At 36.9% G+C, this 15,882-nt stretch carries 19 protein-coding genes and 1 pseudogene; 18 read left to right on the top strand and 2 right to left on the bottom strand.

All coding sequences use genetic code 11. The features are described 5' to 3' along the window. Window positions 1–9: 9 nt before the first annotated feature. The 8 genes from LBYS_RS04050 to LBYS_RS18610 all read left to right on the top strand — a co-directional run bounded on the left by LBYS_RS04050 (window position 10) and on the right by LBYS_RS18610 (window position 5,572). Window positions 10–1,068 (top strand): winged helix DNA-binding domain-containing protein, encoded by a 1,059-nt coding sequence (locus tag LBYS_RS04050; protein WP_013407619.1) that lies wholly within the window; start codon window positions 10–12, stop codon window positions 1,066–1,068. Between the two features lie 185 nt (window positions 1,069–1,253). Then, window positions 1,254–2,120 (top strand): nucleotidyltransferase domain-containing protein, encoded by an 867-nt coding sequence (locus LBYS_RS04045; RefSeq protein WP_013407618.1) that lies wholly within the window; start codon window positions 1,254–1,256, stop codon window positions 2,118–2,120. 243 nt (window positions 2,121–2,363) lie between these two features. Next, complete coding sequence (locus tag LBYS_RS04040; protein ID WP_013407617.1) at window positions 2,364–2,939, top strand: Crp/Fnr family transcriptional regulator; 576 nt, start codon at window positions 2,364–2,366, stop codon at window positions 2,937–2,939. Between the two features lie 67 nt (window positions 2,940–3,006). Continuing rightward, window positions 3,007–3,459 carry a carboxymuconolactone decarboxylase family protein gene (locus tag LBYS_RS04035; protein WP_013407616.1) on the top strand — a complete coding sequence of 151 codons (453 nt, stop codon included), beginning with the start codon at window positions 3,007–3,009 and terminating at the stop codon, window positions 3,457–3,459. Between the two features lie 485 nt (window positions 3,460–3,944). After that, a complete protein-coding gene (locus LBYS_RS19880) occupies window positions 3,945–4,142 on the top strand; it encodes a histidine phosphatase family protein (RefSeq protein ID WP_222836554.1) in 198 nt (65 codons plus the stop codon). Next, window positions 4,143–4,460, top strand: coding sequence for a histidine phosphatase family protein (locus tag LBYS_RS19875; protein WP_222836553.1), 318 nt, complete (start codon window positions 4,143–4,145; stop codon window positions 4,458–4,460). It begins immediately after the preceding gene. A gap of 159 nt (window positions 4,461–4,619) precedes the next feature. Then, entirely contained in the window at window positions 4,620–4,937 is a 318-nt protein-coding gene (locus LBYS_RS04025; RefSeq protein ID WP_222836535.1) for a GNAT family N-acetyltransferase, read from the top strand. A 245-nt stretch (window positions 4,938–5,182) separates the two neighbouring features. Continuing rightward, window positions 5,183–5,572, top strand: a complete 390-nt coding sequence (locus tag LBYS_RS18610; protein ID WP_013407615.1) for a DUF4369 domain-containing protein — start codon at window positions 5,183–5,185, stop codon at window positions 5,570–5,572. A 16-nt stretch (window positions 5,573–5,588) separates the two neighbouring features. On the opposite strand, the gene LBYS_RS19555 is transcribed toward LBYS_RS18610, so the two are convergent. Then, window positions 5,589–6,721, bottom strand: a protein-coding gene (locus tag LBYS_RS19555; RefSeq protein ID WP_374750182.1) for an IS3 family transposase whose coding sequence is annotated in 2 segments (ribosomal slippage) — window positions 5,589–6,460 and window positions 6,460–6,721 — 1,134 coding nt in all. Because the reading frame shifts where the segments join, the coding sequence is not laid out codon by codon here. Here LBYS_RS19555 and LBYS_RS04005 point away from each other — a divergent pair. The 9 genes and pseudogenes from LBYS_RS04005 to LBYS_RS03965 all read left to right on the top strand — a co-directional run bounded on the left by LBYS_RS04005 (window position 6,702) and on the right by LBYS_RS03965 (window position 14,367). After that, a complete protein-coding gene (locus LBYS_RS04005; RefSeq protein ID WP_049781308.1) occupies window positions 6,702–7,559 on the top strand; it encodes a peroxiredoxin family protein in 858 nt (285 codons plus the stop codon). The two genes, LBYS_RS19555 and LBYS_RS04005, sit on opposite strands and share 20 nt — an antisense overlap. A 315-nt stretch (window positions 7,560–7,874) precedes the next feature. Beyond that, a complete protein-coding gene (abc-f, locus tag LBYS_RS04000; RefSeq protein ID WP_013407613.1) occupies window positions 7,875–9,467 on the top strand; it encodes a ribosomal protection-like ABC-F family protein in 1,593 nt (530 codons plus the stop codon). An 11-nt stretch (window positions 9,468–9,478) separates the two neighbouring features. Then, window positions 9,479–10,571: pseudogene (gene cfr(F), locus LBYS_RS20010) on the top strand (23S rRNA (adenine(2503)-C(8))-methyltransferase Cfr(F)). 325 nt (window positions 10,572–10,896) lie between these two features. Then, window positions 10,897–11,487 (top strand): TetR/AcrR family transcriptional regulator, encoded by a 591-nt coding sequence (locus LBYS_RS03990; protein WP_013407612.1) that lies wholly within the window; start codon window positions 10,897–10,899, stop codon window positions 11,485–11,487. Between the two features lie 105 nt (window positions 11,488–11,592). Continuing rightward, the gene (locus tag LBYS_RS03985; RefSeq protein ID WP_229310454.1) at window positions 11,593–12,189 is read left to right on the top strand and encodes a Crp/Fnr family transcriptional regulator; all 597 of its coding nucleotides are present in this window, start codon (window positions 11,593–11,595) and stop codon (window positions 12,187–12,189) included. Between the two features lie 98 nt (window positions 12,190–12,287). After that, window positions 12,288–12,869, top strand: coding sequence for a peptide deformylase (def, locus tag LBYS_RS03980; RefSeq protein ID WP_013407610.1), 582 nt, complete (start codon window positions 12,288–12,290; stop codon window positions 12,867–12,869). A 283-nt stretch (window positions 12,870–13,152) separates the two neighbouring features. After that, the gene (locus tag LBYS_RS03975) at window positions 13,153–13,587 is read left to right on the top strand and encodes a DUF6010 family protein (protein ID WP_013407609.1); all 435 of its coding nucleotides are present in this window, start codon (window positions 13,153–13,155) and stop codon (window positions 13,585–13,587) included. A 1-nt stretch (window position 13,588) separates the two neighbouring features. Further along, on the top strand, window positions 13,589–14,053 hold the full coding sequence (locus LBYS_RS03970; RefSeq protein WP_013407608.1) for a hypothetical protein: 465 nt from the start codon (window positions 13,589–13,591) through the stop codon (window positions 14,051–14,053). Further along, window positions 14,053–14,367, top strand: a complete 315-nt coding sequence (locus LBYS_RS03965) for a DUF3817 domain-containing protein (RefSeq protein ID WP_013407607.1) — start codon at window positions 14,053–14,055, stop codon at window positions 14,365–14,367. Before LBYS_RS03970 ends, LBYS_RS03965 begins: the two co-directional genes overlap by 1 nt. Before the next feature lie 14 nt (window positions 14,368–14,381). Here the strand turns inward: LBYS_RS03965 and LBYS_RS03960 are convergent, their stop codons facing one another. Then, window positions 14,382–14,765 (bottom strand): Fur family transcriptional regulator, encoded by a 384-nt coding sequence (locus LBYS_RS03960; RefSeq protein WP_041824157.1) that lies wholly within the window; start codon window positions 14,763–14,765, stop codon window positions 14,382–14,384. A 97-nt stretch (window positions 14,766–14,862) separates the two neighbouring features. Here LBYS_RS03960 and LBYS_RS03955 point away from each other — a divergent pair, with 97 nt between their 5' ends. Further along, a complete protein-coding gene (locus LBYS_RS03955; protein WP_013407605.1) occupies window positions 14,863–15,864 on the top strand; it encodes an NAD(P)/FAD-dependent oxidoreductase in 1,002 nt (333 codons plus the stop codon). Window positions 15,865–15,882 lie beyond the last annotated feature (18 nt).

Genomic DNA, 15,882 nt, shown 5'->3' with positions numbered 1-15,882 from the left:
CAAATACGAATGACCTTGAATGAAATTGCAATAAACAGACTGATTAATCAGCAAATTTCCAACCCGAAACTTAAAACACCGCAAGAAGTTTTAGAATGGATGGGTGCAATTCAGGCACAGGATTATGCAATGTCAAAATTGGCTATCGGCATTCGGTTACCTAACAATGCTTTTGACAAACAAATTGAAGATGATTTAAACAACGGAAAAATTATACGGACGCATCTGTTAAGACCTACTTGGCATTTGGTTTCTGCGGATGACGTAAGATGGATGATGCAACTTTCCGCACCGAACCTTAATAAATCTGTTGCATCAATGAACCGAAGTTTAGGTTCTGACGAAACAGTTTTGAAAAAAAGTAATTCTTTAATCAGAAAACTTTTAGAAAAAAATGAAATCCTGACCAGAGAAGAAATAATGAACGAACTCAACAAAAAAGGAATTGCCACAAATGATTTGCGGGCAAGCCACATTATGTTTAGGGCAGAAACGGAAATGATAGTTTGCAATGGCGAAAGAGTAGGCAAACAACTTACTTATGCTTTATTTGATAGAAAAGTACCTGCGGCAAAACCCTTACAAAAAGATGAAGCATTGGCAAGATTAGCGGAAAAATATATCCAAAGCCGAAGTCCTGTAACGATAAAAGATTTTGTTTGGTGGTCGGGACTTAATGTTTCTGATGCGAAAAAAGCATTTGAAATGGTTAAGTCTAAATTCATTTCCAGCATCATTGAAAATGAAGAATATTGGACGAACGAAACAGATAATTTGAAAACCAATAAAGATGATTCGGTTTACTTTTTACCTGCATTTGACGAACTAATCATAAGTTATAAAGATAGAACCGCTACAATTGAAGCAGAAAACCAAGCCATAGCATTTACAAAAAACGGTATTTTCTACCCAACAATTATTTATAACGGCAAAGTCATAGGAACGTGGAAAAAGGTTTCAAAAGGAAATGAAACTGAAATTTTGCCGTCATTTTTTTCATCACTTACCGAAAGCCAAAAAAAGAAATACAAAACAGCTGAAACCAAACTAAAATTGTTCTATAAATAAGACCGAACAAAGGCACGTGCCGCTAACAAGGTACTTATGAAAGGTGGGCTGAATGTCAAAGGCTCATCTTTTGTATTTCTATTGAGCATTAGTGCAAAATTCAACGGAAGTACTACTATTCCCGCCCTTCATAAATGCCCGACCCGTTATGTGCAAGAATTTTCCAACAATCGCTGAAATCAAAAATGAACTTACCACAGAATAAAAAGGAAACATTTGGCAATATTGTAGCCGAATTGATAAAGTTGGACAACATTGTTGCTGTTGTTTTGGGTGGTTCTTTTGCCACAGGAAGAGCGACTGAAAACTCCGATTTAGACATTGGCATTTACTATAATGAAAAAATGCCGTTTAATATTGAAGAAATAAAAAGAATTGCCGAAAAGCAATCCGTAGAGAATGTTCCTATCGTTACCGATTTTTATCAATGGGGACCTTGGGTAAATGGTGGTGCTTGGATACATACTGAAAGTGGAAAAGTTGATTTTTTGTACCGCAATTTGGATCAAGTAAAAAGTACAATTGAAAGTGCTAATAGCGGTGAATGGCAAAAACACTATGAACAACAACCTCCTTACGGATTTTCATCAGTAATCTATCTGGCAGAAATTGAAAACTGTATTCCTGTGTTTGACACGGAAGACATCATTTCTAAATTAAAATCATCCATCAAAAATTACCCTCCAAAACTCAAAGAGACTATTATTCAACAAGGTCTTTGGGCAGCAGAATTTACATTAATTAATGCAGTAGATTTTGCAGAAAAGGATGATTTTTACAATACTTTCGGCAGTATAACCAGAACAGTTAAAAATATTGTAGATGTTCTTTTTGCTATTAATGAAACGTACCCAATCGGTGATAAAAAAGCTATTGAAATTTTAAGCAAATTATCCTTATCTCCCAACAATTTGGCATCAAGGGTAAATACAACGCTAACGGCTGATAAAAATTCATTAAGCGAAAACATTTTTTTGCTCCGAAGACTTTTTGATGATGTGGTTGAACTAACAGACGGAGTTTATAAACCACAATTCGATTTCAAAAAATAATAGGTATTCCTGCACATAACATCAGATTGGCGAAATGGCGGGTTAAGTGCAAAATTGAGCGTTTCGGGCATTTTTATCCGCCGAATGTGTTCCACATTCGCTCAGAAATTTGTAAGTTAGCTCTGTGGAGACACATCGGCTCACTGTCGGTCTGAATCGAACTTTCAGTCCAATTCAATCCGCCACTATCGCCAATCTGTTTCCCGTTACCTGCAATCTTAACTCAAACCGTATAAATCAGAGATGTCCGAAATTTTCAAAAAACATATAACTAAATTCGCAAAGATTTCTGACGATGAATTTGAAGAAATTAAAAAATTCTTTGACACGAAAGAGGTCGCCAAAAAAGAAAATCTATTAGAGGAGGGACAAATTTGCAGGCATCATTATTTTGTTTTGAGCGGTTTGTTACGAAAGTTTTACATCAACGAAAAAGGCACTGAACAAACCACTGAATTTGCCGTTGAAACTTGGTGGCTTACAGATAACTTTGCCTACGAAAATGAAGTTCCTACGGAATTTTATATTCAGGCTGTAGAAAAATCTACGATATTGTATATTACTACAGATAAACAGGAAAAATTATTAACAGAATTTCCTGTGATGGAACGCTATTTCCGTTTTGTTTACCAACGGGCTTATGCAGCGGCTCAGAAGCGCATTAAATTTCTTTTTTCGTTTTCAAAAGAAGAGTTTTATTTTCAAGCCGTTAGAAATCATCCCGAATTTGTACAACGCGTTCCGCAATACTTAATCGCTTCTTATCTAGGTTTCAACCCCGAGTATTTAAGCGAAATCCGAAAGAGGCTTCTTTCTTAAACCAGTTTAAGTTTTTTTATTTCCTTACTCTACAATTTTGCATTAAACAATTTTAAAAAATTAGATAATGCAAAAACGATTTAACTTTAAGGAAGTTGCACCAAGTGCGCTAAAAGCGATGGTTGGCTTAGAAATGTATCTTTCAAAGGCTTCTATATCTAAAACATCCAAAGAACTTATAAAAATCCGTGCTTCACAAATTAATGGCTGTGCCTATTGTATCAACATTCACACTCAAGACGCAATTAAAAGTGGAGAAACAAATCAGCGCATTTTTTTACTGAATGCTTGGAGAGAGGCTGAAGATATTTTTACGGAAGAAGAAAAAGTAGTGTTGGCGATAACGGAAGAGATAACATTAATCCATCAAAATGGATTGTCAGATGACACCTATTCAACCGCATTACAGTTTTTTAGCGAAACTCAAATTGCAGATATTATAACTGCCATAATTACCATCAACCTCTGGAACAGGGTCGTACTAAGCACCCACTTACCAATAGGACAAAGTCTTGCATAGGACTATTATAAAAAAAGCAGGTTCAACAACCTGCTTTTTTTTCACAAAGGATATTTTTGTAATTTAGCTTGTGCCTAACAATAGTATGCGAAATATTCGATAAGTAATTGAAGGTTACTCAAATGAGTGTTATTAGACGTGAACAATAAAAGACTGCAGGTAACAAGGTATTGCCAAAAGCGGGGCTGAAAGGCAAAATTCAAAGTTTGTACTTCTATCTCCGCCAAAAACGAATTTTATTCGTTTTTTTTTTAAAATTTAACTCACAAAAATTCGTTTTGGCTCGCCTCGGTGCAAAATCGAAACTTTCAGCTTCGATTTCCCCGCCTTCGGCAACACGCGACCCGTTGTGTGCAATTTTGCGAGAAACCGATAATATAGAATGTTCCGAACTAAAAACATAATTACCATTCAACATCCTGAATCTATTCATCATACAAACGGAATGATTGGTTCTTGGACTGATTGGGATTGAGTAAAAAAGAATTCAACAAGCTAAAAACATTGCATTTAATCTTAATAAAGAAATAGAAAATAAAAAGTTTTCTATCTATTCATCAACACTCAAAAGGACAAAACAAACTGCTGAAATTATCGCAGAACAATTCAACCTAAATCCAATTTTCACAGAGTCGCTAAAAGAAAGAAGTTTAGGAAAAGCAATAGGAAAATCGGTTAAATGACTGAAAGAGAACATTGAAAATGAAGAGCTGACAATTTATGACAAATGTTTCAGTGACGCTGAATCTAGATTTGATGTTTGGCAAAGACTTCTGCCTTTCTACAAAGAAATAATAAATACTGATGAAGAAAATATTATTATTGTTTCTCACGGAGATACATTAAGTGTATTTAATGTTATGTGGCTTGAATTATACGTGAAAAATCTCAACAAAATTGACTTATATAGAATTAGTGGAGGTGTTTCTTTTTTAAGCCAAACAACACACGGAAAAAGAATTATAAAAAGATTGAGCGATACTTCTTTTTTAACATACTAACAAAAAAAACTAAGATCTAAACACTAAAAAAAATAATGACAATAATTAGAAAAATGGAAGATAAAGATGTTCTATTTTTAGCTGACATTTGGCTAAACACATCTATAATAGCTCACGATTTTTATACCAAAAGATAATTGGATAAATAGCTAGTCTTTAATGATTAAAAAATATCTTCCAAATTCAGAAGTTTATGTAGCAGAGGAAACTAATAATATTTTAGGATTTATTGCATTAAGTGAAAATTATATTGCATCAATTTTTGTAGATATAGAACAACAAGGAAAAGGAATTGGAACTTTACTTTTAAATTATGCTAAAAATTTGCGAACGGAATTGAAATTAAACGTTTACCAAAAAAATGAGAAAAGTGTAAACTTTTATAAATCCAAAGATTTCATAAGCTTATCAGAATCAACAGACCAACCTACTTTAGAGAAAGAATATTTTATGCAATGGAATAATTCTAAAAAATAAAACTGCACACAACATCGCATTGGCAAAATGGCGGGGTAACGGCTAAGTTGAAAGTTTCTGCATATTTAGCCGCCGAATGTGTTTCACATTCAGCTTTTTTTTTATAATTTAGCTTCTCTGGAAACACATCGGCTACGTCACTGCTAAATTGAACTTTACGTCCAATTTATCCGCCACTATCGCCAAGCCCCAAACCGTTAGCGGCAACTCTAAGACAGACCCTACGTTTCAAAACAACAATCGACATGATACGACATAAAGTATTTGTTTTCTTCTTGGTTCTTTTAATCTCGACAATAACTTACGGACAGACAGGCTTTACGATTATTGGAATGGGAGAGAAATTACACGATGGTGACACTTTATATCTTTCATACAAAGATGGCGGGAAATATATTTTGGAAAGGACGACAGCAGCCGACAAGAAATTTACTTTCACTGGTACAGTTAAAGAGCCTGTTAAAGCAAACATTTACCGTAACGAAAATCCGGAACAAGTAGATATTATTACAGAAAGTGTTGACTTATATTTAGAGCCTGGTATAATCAAAATAAATAGCTTGGATACTCTAACAGGAGCAGTCATAAGTGGAACTAGTTTGAATTGTAAGCTCCCCCTTTTTAGTACAGTCTAAAAAGAGACAAAATACATTATGTTTCAGTCTGTTGTTGGGCGCAGTGGAGCGTAGCGGAACGGAGCCCAACAACAGACTTTTTGTTTTTAAATGCCACGGGACTTATTCCTCCTAGGCTATCATGTGGCCTATGATGATTGTAGTCCTGAACCCATTTTTGGCTAATTTCACGCACTTCATCTATACTTTCAAATAGATAAGCGTCCAGCACATTTGTTCGGTATGTTTTATTAAACCGCTCTATCAGTGCATTCTGGGTAGGCTTTCCTGGCTGAATATATTTGAACTCTATTCCCATCACTAAACTCCATTCTTGTCCCAATTTCGCTATAAACTCGGGACCATTGTCCATTCTAATCTTTTGCGGTTTTCCGTGTTTATTGATTAAATGATTCAAGATCCAAATTACACGGCTGCTCTTTAATGAGTAGTCTGTTTCAATAAACAGTACTTCTCTATTGTAATCGTCTATCACATTAAAACTCCGGAATTTACGTCCGTTTTGTAGTACATCATGCATAAAGTCGATACTCCACGTGTGTGTAAAATGGGCAGGTACTGCAATAGTCTCCTTAACGCGAGCCGGCAGGCGCTTCTTAACTTTACGTCTAAGCGGCAGACCCATTTGCTTATAAACCCGGTGTAAACGCTTGTGGTTTACCTTTTGACCGGAGTTTCGCAAGCGGTAATAACTCTTCCAAAATCCTTCCCGAGGATGATCCACAGCCAGCTTTTCCAGACTTGCCATGAGTGCGGTGTCATTCTTGATAGATTGGTACATTAAACTGCTCCTACTCGTCTTTAAAAGGCGGCAAGCCTTGCTTTTGCCACCCGGATATAGCGGAGATACTTCACGCTCAACATTTCTTTTTTGGCAAGGCTTTAAAGCTTTTTTTCGATGATGTATTTGGCCATATCTAGCTCGATAGCTAAATCAGCATACATTCGCTTGAGCTTCGCATTTTCTTCTTCCAGCTGCTTTACCCGCTTGAGTTCACTGGCTTCCATTCCACCGTAACGTTGACGCCACTTATAAAATGTGGCCTTACTAATGCCGTACTCGCGGATAATACTATCCACATCTTTGCCGCTCTCAAACTCCTTAAGAATCTTGGCGATCTGGGTCGGATTGAATTTACTCGTCTTCATAATTACAGTTTTAAAGTTAAGAAAAAATTCCACTTTTAAACCGTACTATTTTCGGGGGAGCTTACAGAATGACACACTACAGTTATTACGAAATCAACTTGCTAATCTAATAAAAAAGACAAGGGAAATTAAAGACCCCGATTATTTTACAGAGGAAGAAAAAAGAGATTCCGCATTAGTAAATCATAACAAAAAGGAACTTGAAAATATTTTTTATAACATCGTTGATACCGAATTAGCCTTTGCAGAACAATACCCCAATTCATATGTCAGTTTAGATATACTTGCGAATAGGTCACGAATTAACACCTATATTGAAAAAGTAGCATCAATATATGACCATCTTGCTGAAAACTTAAAACAAACGCCACAAGGTGACATTATTAGTGAAAGAATAAAGAAGAAACGCCAAGTAGTGGTTGGAATGAAAGCAATTGATTTTTCAATGAAAGACACATATGACAATATAGTCAACCTATCCTATTTTAACGGAAAATATGTTCTCTTGGACTTTTGGGCTTCATGGTGCGGACCGTGTCGTGAAGAACACCCTAATCTAATTTCCATTTACGAGAACTACAAGAACAAAGATTTTACAATTCTAAGTGTGTCAATTGACACAGACAAAGAAAAATGGATAAAAGCAATAGACAAAGACAAACTTACTTGGACACAAGTGTCAGATTTAAGTGGAAGCAAAGGAGAAGTCTATTTGAAATATGGTATAACATCAATTCCAGCAAATTTTCTAATTGACCCTAACGGATTAGTAATTGCTAAAGACCTAAAGGGAGACGGACTAAAAAGCGAATTATCAAAAATATTTAAAACTGAATAATCTAGAATTAAAGGAACAAAGAGCATGACGCTAACATCGGTTTGGTGCAATGGCGGGTGACGGATTTCTATTGAACAGATGTGCACAATTGAACGATAATAATTTTATTCAACCACAGTACTAAAAGGCCGCCACTGCACCAAGCCGTAAACCGTTAGCTGCTATACAGGAAAAACCGTTACTCAAAAAAAATTGTATATTTGTAGATACAAAAATTTAAGTAAGACAAAATGTAAAAAATAATTTCTTTCAGACAAATCAGAACAACAACCCTAAAGCGGTTGCTGTATTGTTTCATCTTTAACGAAAGAAATTATGATTATTCTACAAAACATTTCATATACACATCCCAACAAAGATTTACTGTTTAGCGACATCAATTTTACAGTAAACAATTACGAAAAGGCAGCGTTAATTGGCAACAACGGAGCAGGAAAATCAACTTTGCTCAAAATTATCGCCCAAGAATTACAACCATCAAACGGACAAATAAGCATTGAAGCTGAACCATATTTTGTTCCACAAATTTTTGGACAATACAATCATTTTACCATTGCAGAAGCGTTGAAAATCGATAAAAAATTGAACGCTCTGAATGAAATTTTGAACGGAAATACAAGTGAAGAAAATTTCTATTTACTCAATGATGATTGGACGATTGAAGACCGTTGCAAAGAAGCTCTGAACTATTGGCAATTAGACGATTTGGACTTATCTCAAAAAATGGAAACATTAAGCGGTGGACAAAAAACAAAAGTTTTTCTATCAGGAATTTCCATTCATCAACCCGAATTAGTTTTGCTGGACGAGCCAAGCAATCATTTAGACATTGCAAGCCGACAACTTTTGTATGACTTTATTCAAACCACAAAAAACACTTTGATTGTTGTAAGCCACGATAGAAAATTACTCAATCTTTTAGACACAGTTTGCGAACTGAGTCGAAACGGAATTAAAGTTTATGGTGGTAATTATGACTTTTACGCAGCACAAAAACAAATTGAAAACAATGCTTTGAGTCAAGACATTCAAAGTAAGGAAAAAGCATTGCGAAAAGCCAAAGAAAAAGAACGGAAAACGATTGAACGACAACAAAGATTAGACAATCGTGGAAAAGGCAAACAAGCAAAAGCCGGCGTTGCCCGAATTATGATGAACACTTTACGAAACAATGCCGAAAACAGCACATCAAAACTCAAAAGTGTTCACGCAGATAAAATTGGCGGTATTTCGCAAGACTTGCAAGAACTTCGTTCTTCCCTACCCGACATTGACAAAATGAAATTCGGTTTTGATAATTCAGCCTTGCACAAAGGAAAAATTTTGTTTACCGCATCGAACATCAATTTTGCTTACAACACGCAACCGTTTTGGAAAAACCATTTGAATTTTCAAATCACAAGTGGCGAACGCATTGCCTTAAAAGGAACAAATGGTTCAGGAAAAACGACTTTGATAAAACTCATTTTGGGCGACATCGAACCACAAACAGGAACAATTTACCGAGCAGACAACAAATCGGTTTACATAGACCAAGACTATTCTTTGGTTGACAACAAACTAAAAGTTTACGAACAAGCCCAACAATTCAATGTTGCTGCATTACAAGAACACGAAACCAAAATCCGATTAAATCGCTTTTTGTTTACCAAAGAAGATTGGGACAAACCTTGCAGTGCGTTGAGCGGTGGCGAAAGAATGCGTTTGCTACTTTGTTGTTTAACGATTAATAGCAAATCGCCTGACATCATCATTTTGGACGAACCGACCAACAACTTGGATATTCAGAATGTGGAAATCCTAACAGCAGCCATCAATGAATATCAGGGAACGCTGGTAGTCGTGTCGCACGATGAAACATTTTTGGAACAAATAAACATAGAACGAACAATTTCATTAACCCAATAAACAGAATGAATATGACAAATAAATTAACAGCAGGCACATTACCCAATCCACCAACAGGAGGAATACTATGGCAAATTCACCGCTATTTAAACGAAAGTGAAATGCCCGAATATCGTTACCGATAAATAGTTTATGCTTTGCAACAGGGCATTGAATATTTTAGAGAGGTGAAAGAACTTCCCAAAAGTTTTAAGAGAAAAATTGGAAACCCAATTTGGAGAAACGCCTTTACCGCTAAAGCCAACCATCATTCATTCGGCTGAACAAGTAGAGAAAGTACTTTTTGAAACCCAATCCGGAGCAAAAATAGAAACGGTTCTTTCCCGTTACCGTGCAGGTTGGACATCTATGTGTATATCGCCACAATCAGGTTGCGGTTTAGGTTTTACATTCTGTGCCACCTCAGCTATGGGATTGATGAAAAATCTTTCTGCCGATGAAATTTGTCCACAAGTATTCCATTCACATTGGAACAATCAGGTGCCCGACAGCATAGCATTTATGGGTATGGGCGAAGCACTTGCAAATCCAAATATTTAAACCGCTATAGAAGCGTTTACCACCAAAGGATATGGCGAACTTTCACAACGCAGGCTTACCGTTTCAACTGTTGGGTTTGCACCGAATTTAGAAAAATTGGTAAAAAGGTTTCCGCAAGTAAACATTACCTTATCAGTTCATTCCCCTTTTCCGGAACAAAGAGCAACATTAATACCGTTAGAAAAACGCTTTCCTTTAGACGATAATTTCAAAATACTTGACGAATATGTAAGTAAATACAAACGGAGAATTTACCTAGCTTACTTATTGATTGAAGGATTAAATGATACACAAGAACATTTGAACGCATTGGTTGATATGGTAAAGTCCAGAGTTCGTCCAGAGTTATATCACATCAGCGTTATAAGATACAACAATGCTTTTGGAGCAAATCCGTCTTATAAGCAACCAACAAAAGAGAAAGTTATTGAATTTGTTTCCCAGTTAAACCTAAATGGTGTTCACGCTACAAAAAGGACGCAATTCGGCTCAGAAATAGATGCGGCTTGTGGACAATTTCACGCAGAATATGTAAAAACTAAAAAAAGAAAAAATGCTATATAAAATGTACAGCAGTTAACATCGGTTTGGCAAAAAAGCGGGTTCAGTGCTTAAATGAAGCTTTGTGCTTCGTATCAAGTTCAGTGCTGGCAGACAGTGAATCGCTTCGAAATTGCCACCTTCGGGTAGCTGCAAACCGTTAGCGGAAAGTGTAAACAATACAAATCAAAAAAAAGAAGATATAGAACTTTCTCCTCCCCATGTACACTGCCAGTCAAACCGGTGGCTTTAAAAGTTTGCTTTTTTTTCGTTCCTTTGCAGGATACTAAATGGTATGTTTGCGAAATCAAAACGATTCCGTCTGACCCCATAAAAGAGACGATAACAGATGAAAAAAGCAGAAGCAACACGGTCGATGATTTTACATAAAGCGTTTGAACTGATTTATGTTAAGGGCTACCAGACGACGAGCATTGACGACATCATCGCTACCACACAAGTAACGAAAGGGGCTTTTTATTATCATTTCAAAACCAAAGACGAAATGGGACTTGCCATCATCAACGAAGTCCTCAAACCCACACTTGCAAGCAGTTTCATCGAGCCACTTCAAGGCGAACAAGATCCGTTGAATGCCATTTACAACCTCATGGATAGTCTATTAATGAAAAATGAATTTTTGAAGGTGGAATATGGTTGTCCGGCCTCAAACTTCACTCAGGAAATGACCCCGTGGAATTCAGAATTTAATAAGGCTTTAAATGAATTAACCCGGGAATGGACAGAAGCAATAACCGCTACCATTGAAAGAGGAAAGAAAAGTGGCGTCATCCGCAAAGAGGTAAATGCGAAACAGGTAACCATCTTCGTTTTGTCGGGCTATTGGGGCATTCGGAATTTAGGAAAATTAGAAAACAGCAAAAAGGTCTATATTTCTTATTTAAAGCAACTTAAAATTTATCTAAACAATCTTAAATAATTTTTTTGCACAAAAACATACTAACTGGTATGGTTTTATTATTTTTATCCCGATAACAAACCAATCCGCACAGAAACGGTTATTATAAATAACGATAAATTTGTATTGAAAAACAGATCAAAAGAGAATATTTTTATGGGGCATATAAGAGAATACTACGAACGGATAATAAAATTACAGGAAACAGAATGGAAATTCATCTCTTCCCATTTTAGCCGAAAAGTGTTTGCCAAAAACCAAATCATCACACGACAAGGTGAAACAGAAAATTTCCTTTCATTCATCGAAACCGGCATTGTTAGGTTCTATATTCCTGATGATGAAAACGAGCTGACTTTCAACTTCAGTTTTGACAAAGAGTTTACTTGTGCCTACGACTCATTCTTGACACAAACGCCATCCGAATACGAATTACAGGCATTGACAGAAACCGTGGTTTGGCAGATTTCCTTTGAGGATTTACAAAAAGTCTATGCTCAAACCAAAGTCGGGAATTATTTGGGACGTTTTGCTTCCGAGAAATTATTTTTAGCCAAAAGCAAACGCGAATTATCTTTATTGAAATACAATGCAAAAGAGCGTTATTTAAGACTGTTCAGCGAACAGCCCGATATTCTGAAATTTATCCCGCTAAAATACATCGCTTCCTACATCGGAATCACCCCACAAGGCCTGAGTCGGATCCGCAGACAAATTGCGTAGCAATCACCGCTAAAAAATCAATGAACAGCGTAATTACTTAACATCGGTTCATTGCCTTCCTGGCTTATTCTTTTGAACTTTGCAATAAAATCAAAAGAATGAAACGACCCATTTTAGCATACGGACACAGCATTTTGAAACAGAAATGCAACGACATCGAAAAGGACTATCCTGAATTGGATAAACTGATTGCCGATATGTGGGAAACGATGGAAAATGCCAATGGATGCGGTTTGGCTTCGCCCCAAATCGGACTTCCCATACGACTATTTATCGTGGACAGTAAAACGACTTTCGAAAATCTCGATGAACAAGACCAAGGAATCTATTTTGAGAAAAATGATAGCGGCATAAAGGAAATATTCATCAATGCAAAAATCATTGAACGTTCGGCAGAGCTTTGGGAAGACGATGAAGGCTGTTTGAGTATTCCGGAATTATCCCAAAAAGTAAAAAGACCTTGGACGATTACGATAGCCTATTACAATAAAGATTTTGAACTGCAGAGAAAGACATTCAGCGGAACCACCGCAAGAATGATACAGCACGAATACGACCACACAGAAGGGATATTATACCTTGACTATTTGAAACCGCTGACCAAAAAACTGTTGGAAGGGAAACTCAAAAAAATAGCCCGAGGACAAATAAAAACAAGGTATCCGATGAAGTTCGTGTGATGATACTGCCGACCTCAGCCTATAAGACTCCAACATCACGAAGCTTCATCGCAATTTAGTGCAGCATTCTCACTGTCCCAAAGGAAGTCACGAAAGTTTCAATCCCTGTTGACAAATGCGCAGTGGTTGTTTTGCACCTACCTGTGAACTTTTTAAAAACATATATACCTCATTAAAAGCAACTTATAACTCAATCAATCAACCTAAAATATTTCTTACTCAAAAACATACCAACTAGTATGTTTTTTATTTAACTTTGCATGCAAACATAAAAACAAGAAATATGCATACACACGGCACCCAGGAATTTACAATCATCAATGCGTTGGTTGCAGCGTTGATCGGCTTAGTATTCATCATTATCATGTCCTTTGTGAAAGAACCCTCCCGACAGAAAATCAACGCCATTATTATAGCGGGCGCAGGCGGGGTTTACTGGAGCGGCGGATTAGGCGTATGGGAATATATCTTTGGTGCCGTTATGTTGTTTGTGGCCTTCAAAGCCCTCAAGCATTATTATTTCATCGGAATCGGTTGGCTAATGCACACAGGCTGGGACGTAATTCATCATCTATACGGTGATCCCATTATTCACTTTGCACCACTTTCGTCCGCCGGTTGTGCCGTGTGCGATGCGGTTCTGGCAATCTGGTTCTTCTTTGGTGCACCTACCATTTGGAACGTATTCAAAAAACAAAAAACAATTACGACGGCATAAAATGTATTCCACTTTATTAGTCTTTCACTCTTTGATTCGTTGGCTTGTACTAGTCTTTATACTTTATTCTATTTACAGGGCCTTTGTCGGCTTGGTCAACGACAGGGCTTTTTCAAAAACGGACAACGCTTTTCGACACTGGACGGCTACGGTTGCGCATATTCAACTAATGATTGGCATCATCCTATATACAAAGAGCCCGCTGGTCAAATATTTTTGGAAAGAAAAGGAAAGTAGTTTTCAAAACTTAGAACTGACTTTTTACGGTTTAATTCATATTATTTTAATGCTAACTGCTATTGTGGTGGTAACAATCGGCTCAGCAAAGGCAAAGCGACAGCAAACGAACAAGAAGAAATTCAAAACAATGTTGGTTTGGTTTTCTATTGCGCTCATAATCATTTTCATTGCCATTCCCTGGCCGTTTTTACCCTTTTCAGGCAGACCTTATTTCAGAATATTTTAATGATGAAGAAACTTTTCAACACATCTATCGGACGTTTACGAATCCTTGCCATATTAGAGGGCATATCATTAATTGTCTTAGTTTTTATTGCTGTACCCTTGAAGCACGTTTGGGATATTCCCGGCTTGTCAAAGTCACTTGGCCCCATTCATGGCGCACTTTTTCTGCTGTTTGTGTTTAATGCGTTACGTGTAGGAGTAGAACAACAGTGGAAATTTAAAGAGATTACCTGGAAGATTCTTGTTGCTTGTTTTATTCCTTTTGGTACGTTTTATATTGACTATAAAATACTTCGTAAAATCGACGAGGAATAAAGCAGACAAAAGTTTCAAGTTACCTTCGCACAAACTTTACAAATTCCTGTAAGTACACAATTTATGCTTTCGACATGATATCCTTCAGGTACGGAAAAATGAACTGCCTGTGGCAGGCATACTATGGTATTGCACTTCGTACACCGAAAATGAAAATGATTTTGGGGAAAAGCCTTATCATCACATTTAATGCAAACTGCAAAATATTGTTTACCATCTTCTGCCACGATTTTATGCACTTGGCCGTCTTCGCAAAAGCGGTTCAGTATTCTGTAAATCGTAGCCCTGTCAATTGCTACATCAATGTTCTTTTCAATAGCATCACGACTCATCGCCTTCCCTGTACGGGTCAATAGCTCAAGAACTGCATCTTTGGAGGGAGTATTTCTTCTTTTCATTTTAATCATATTACACAAAGTTAATGCAAATTATTTGCATTAACCTAATGCAATACTGTCGCATTAATTATTTTATTATTACCTTTGCCGAAAAAGAATGACAAGACGAGAGCTTATACAACAGTATGGATTTGCTTTAACGGCATTGGCAATGCCTTTTCCATTGATAACTTTTTCAAAAGATAATAGTATGACAGACAAAAAACAATTCGATGTAATCATCATAGGCGGCAGCTATGCCGGACTTTCAGCGGCAATGGCCTTGGGGCGTTCGTTAAAAAATGTACTTATTATAGACAGCGGGAAACCCTGTAACCGCTATACCCCACACTCGCATAACTTCATCACGCAGGACGGTTCCGTCCCGGGAGAAATTGCGACAAAAGCCAAAGAACAAGTATTGAAATACGATACTGTGAAATTCTTTGAAGGCTATGCTGCTGAAGGAAAGAAAACCGAAAACGGTTTTGAAATTGCCGTACAGTCCGGTGAAAGATTTTCGGCCAAAAAACTAATTTTTGCAACCGGTGTAAAAGATATTTTCCCCGATATAAAGGGTTTTGAAGAATGCTGGGGCAAAACCGTTATTCATTGCCCCTACTGTCACGGTTATGAATTTAAAGGAGCTAAAACAGCCGTCATTGCCAAAGGAGACCGGGCTTTTCACGTTGCTTCATTAGTCAATAATTTGACCGATAAAATCACGATTGTAACAAGAGGTAAAGCGGATTTCACGGAAGAACAATCTGTCAAACTAAAAAACCATCAAATCAATATTATCGAGAAAGAAATAGAAGAAATCAAACATCAAAACGGGAATATTACAGCGTTGATTTTTGAAGACGGAACGCAAGAAACCTTTGATGCAGCCTATGCCGCACTTCCATTTGAACAACATTGCAAAATTCCACTGGATTTAGGATGCGAAATTACAGAAACGGGACTGATAAAAGTAGATATGTTTCAACAGACAACTGTTCCCGGCGTCTATGCTTGTGGTGACAATATCAATCCATTGCGTTCGGTGGCCAATGCGGTTTCAAGCGGAAATATAACCGGAGCGATGGTGAATCACCGTTTGACAGAAGAAAAATTTTAATGGATAAAATCGTCAAGG

The sequence above is a fragment of the Leadbetterella byssophila DSM 17132 genome, from assembly GCF_000166395.1.
Taxonomy (GTDB): domain Bacteria; phylum Bacteroidota; class Bacteroidia; order Cytophagales; family Spirosomataceae; genus Leadbetterella; species Leadbetterella byssophila.
Note: the sequence above shows the minus strand (reverse complement) of the source record. Positions and strands in the feature narration are given on the sequence as shown.

What these genes read in the sequence shown, in the direction of transcription:
- LBYS_RS04050 (WP_013407619.1), top strand. Translation starts at nt 10, where the DNA reads ATGACCTTGAATGAAATTGCAATAAACAGACTGATTAATCAGCAAATT.
- def (WP_013407610.1), top strand. Translation starts at nt 12,288, where the DNA reads ATGAAACGACCCATTTTAGCATACGGACACAGCATTTTGAAACAGAAA.
- LBYS_RS03960 (WP_041824157.1), bottom strand. Translation starts at nt 14,765, where the DNA reads ATGAAAAGAAGAAATACTCCCTCCAAAGATGCAGTTCTTGAGCTATTG.
- LBYS_RS18610 (WP_013407615.1), top strand. Translation starts at nt 5,183, where the DNA reads ATGATACGACATAAAGTATTTGTTTTCTTCTTGGTTCTTTTAATCTCG.
- LBYS_RS04045 (WP_013407618.1), top strand. Translation starts at nt 1,254, where the DNA reads ATGAACTTACCACAGAATAAAAAGGAAACATTTGGCAATATTGTAGCC.
- abc-f (WP_013407613.1), top strand. Translation starts at nt 7,875, where the DNA reads ATGATTATTCTACAAAACATTTCATATACACATCCCAACAAAGATTTA.
- LBYS_RS04040 (WP_013407617.1), top strand. Translation starts at nt 2,364, where the DNA reads ATGTCCGAAATTTTCAAAAAACATATAACTAAATTCGCAAAGATTTCT.
- LBYS_RS04025 (WP_222836535.1), top strand. Translation starts at nt 4,620, where the DNA reads ATGATTAAAAAATATCTTCCAAATTCAGAAGTTTATGTAGCAGAGGAA.
- LBYS_RS03970 (WP_013407608.1), top strand. Translation starts at nt 13,589, where the DNA reads ATGTATTCCACTTTATTAGTCTTTCACTCTTTGATTCGTTGGCTTGTA.
- LBYS_RS03975 (WP_013407609.1), top strand. Translation starts at nt 13,153, where the DNA reads ATGCATACACACGGCACCCAGGAATTTACAATCATCAATGCGTTGGTT.
- LBYS_RS03990 (WP_013407612.1), top strand. Translation starts at nt 10,897, where the DNA reads ATGAAAAAAGCAGAAGCAACACGGTCGATGATTTTACATAAAGCGTTT.
- LBYS_RS04035 (WP_013407616.1), top strand. Translation starts at nt 3,007, where the DNA reads ATGCAAAAACGATTTAACTTTAAGGAAGTTGCACCAAGTGCGCTAAAA.
- LBYS_RS03965 (WP_013407607.1), top strand. Translation starts at nt 14,053, where the DNA reads ATGATGAAGAAACTTTTCAACACATCTATCGGACGTTTACGAATCCTT.
- LBYS_RS03955 (WP_013407605.1), top strand. Translation starts at nt 14,863, where the DNA reads ATGACAAGACGAGAGCTTATACAACAGTATGGATTTGCTTTAACGGCA.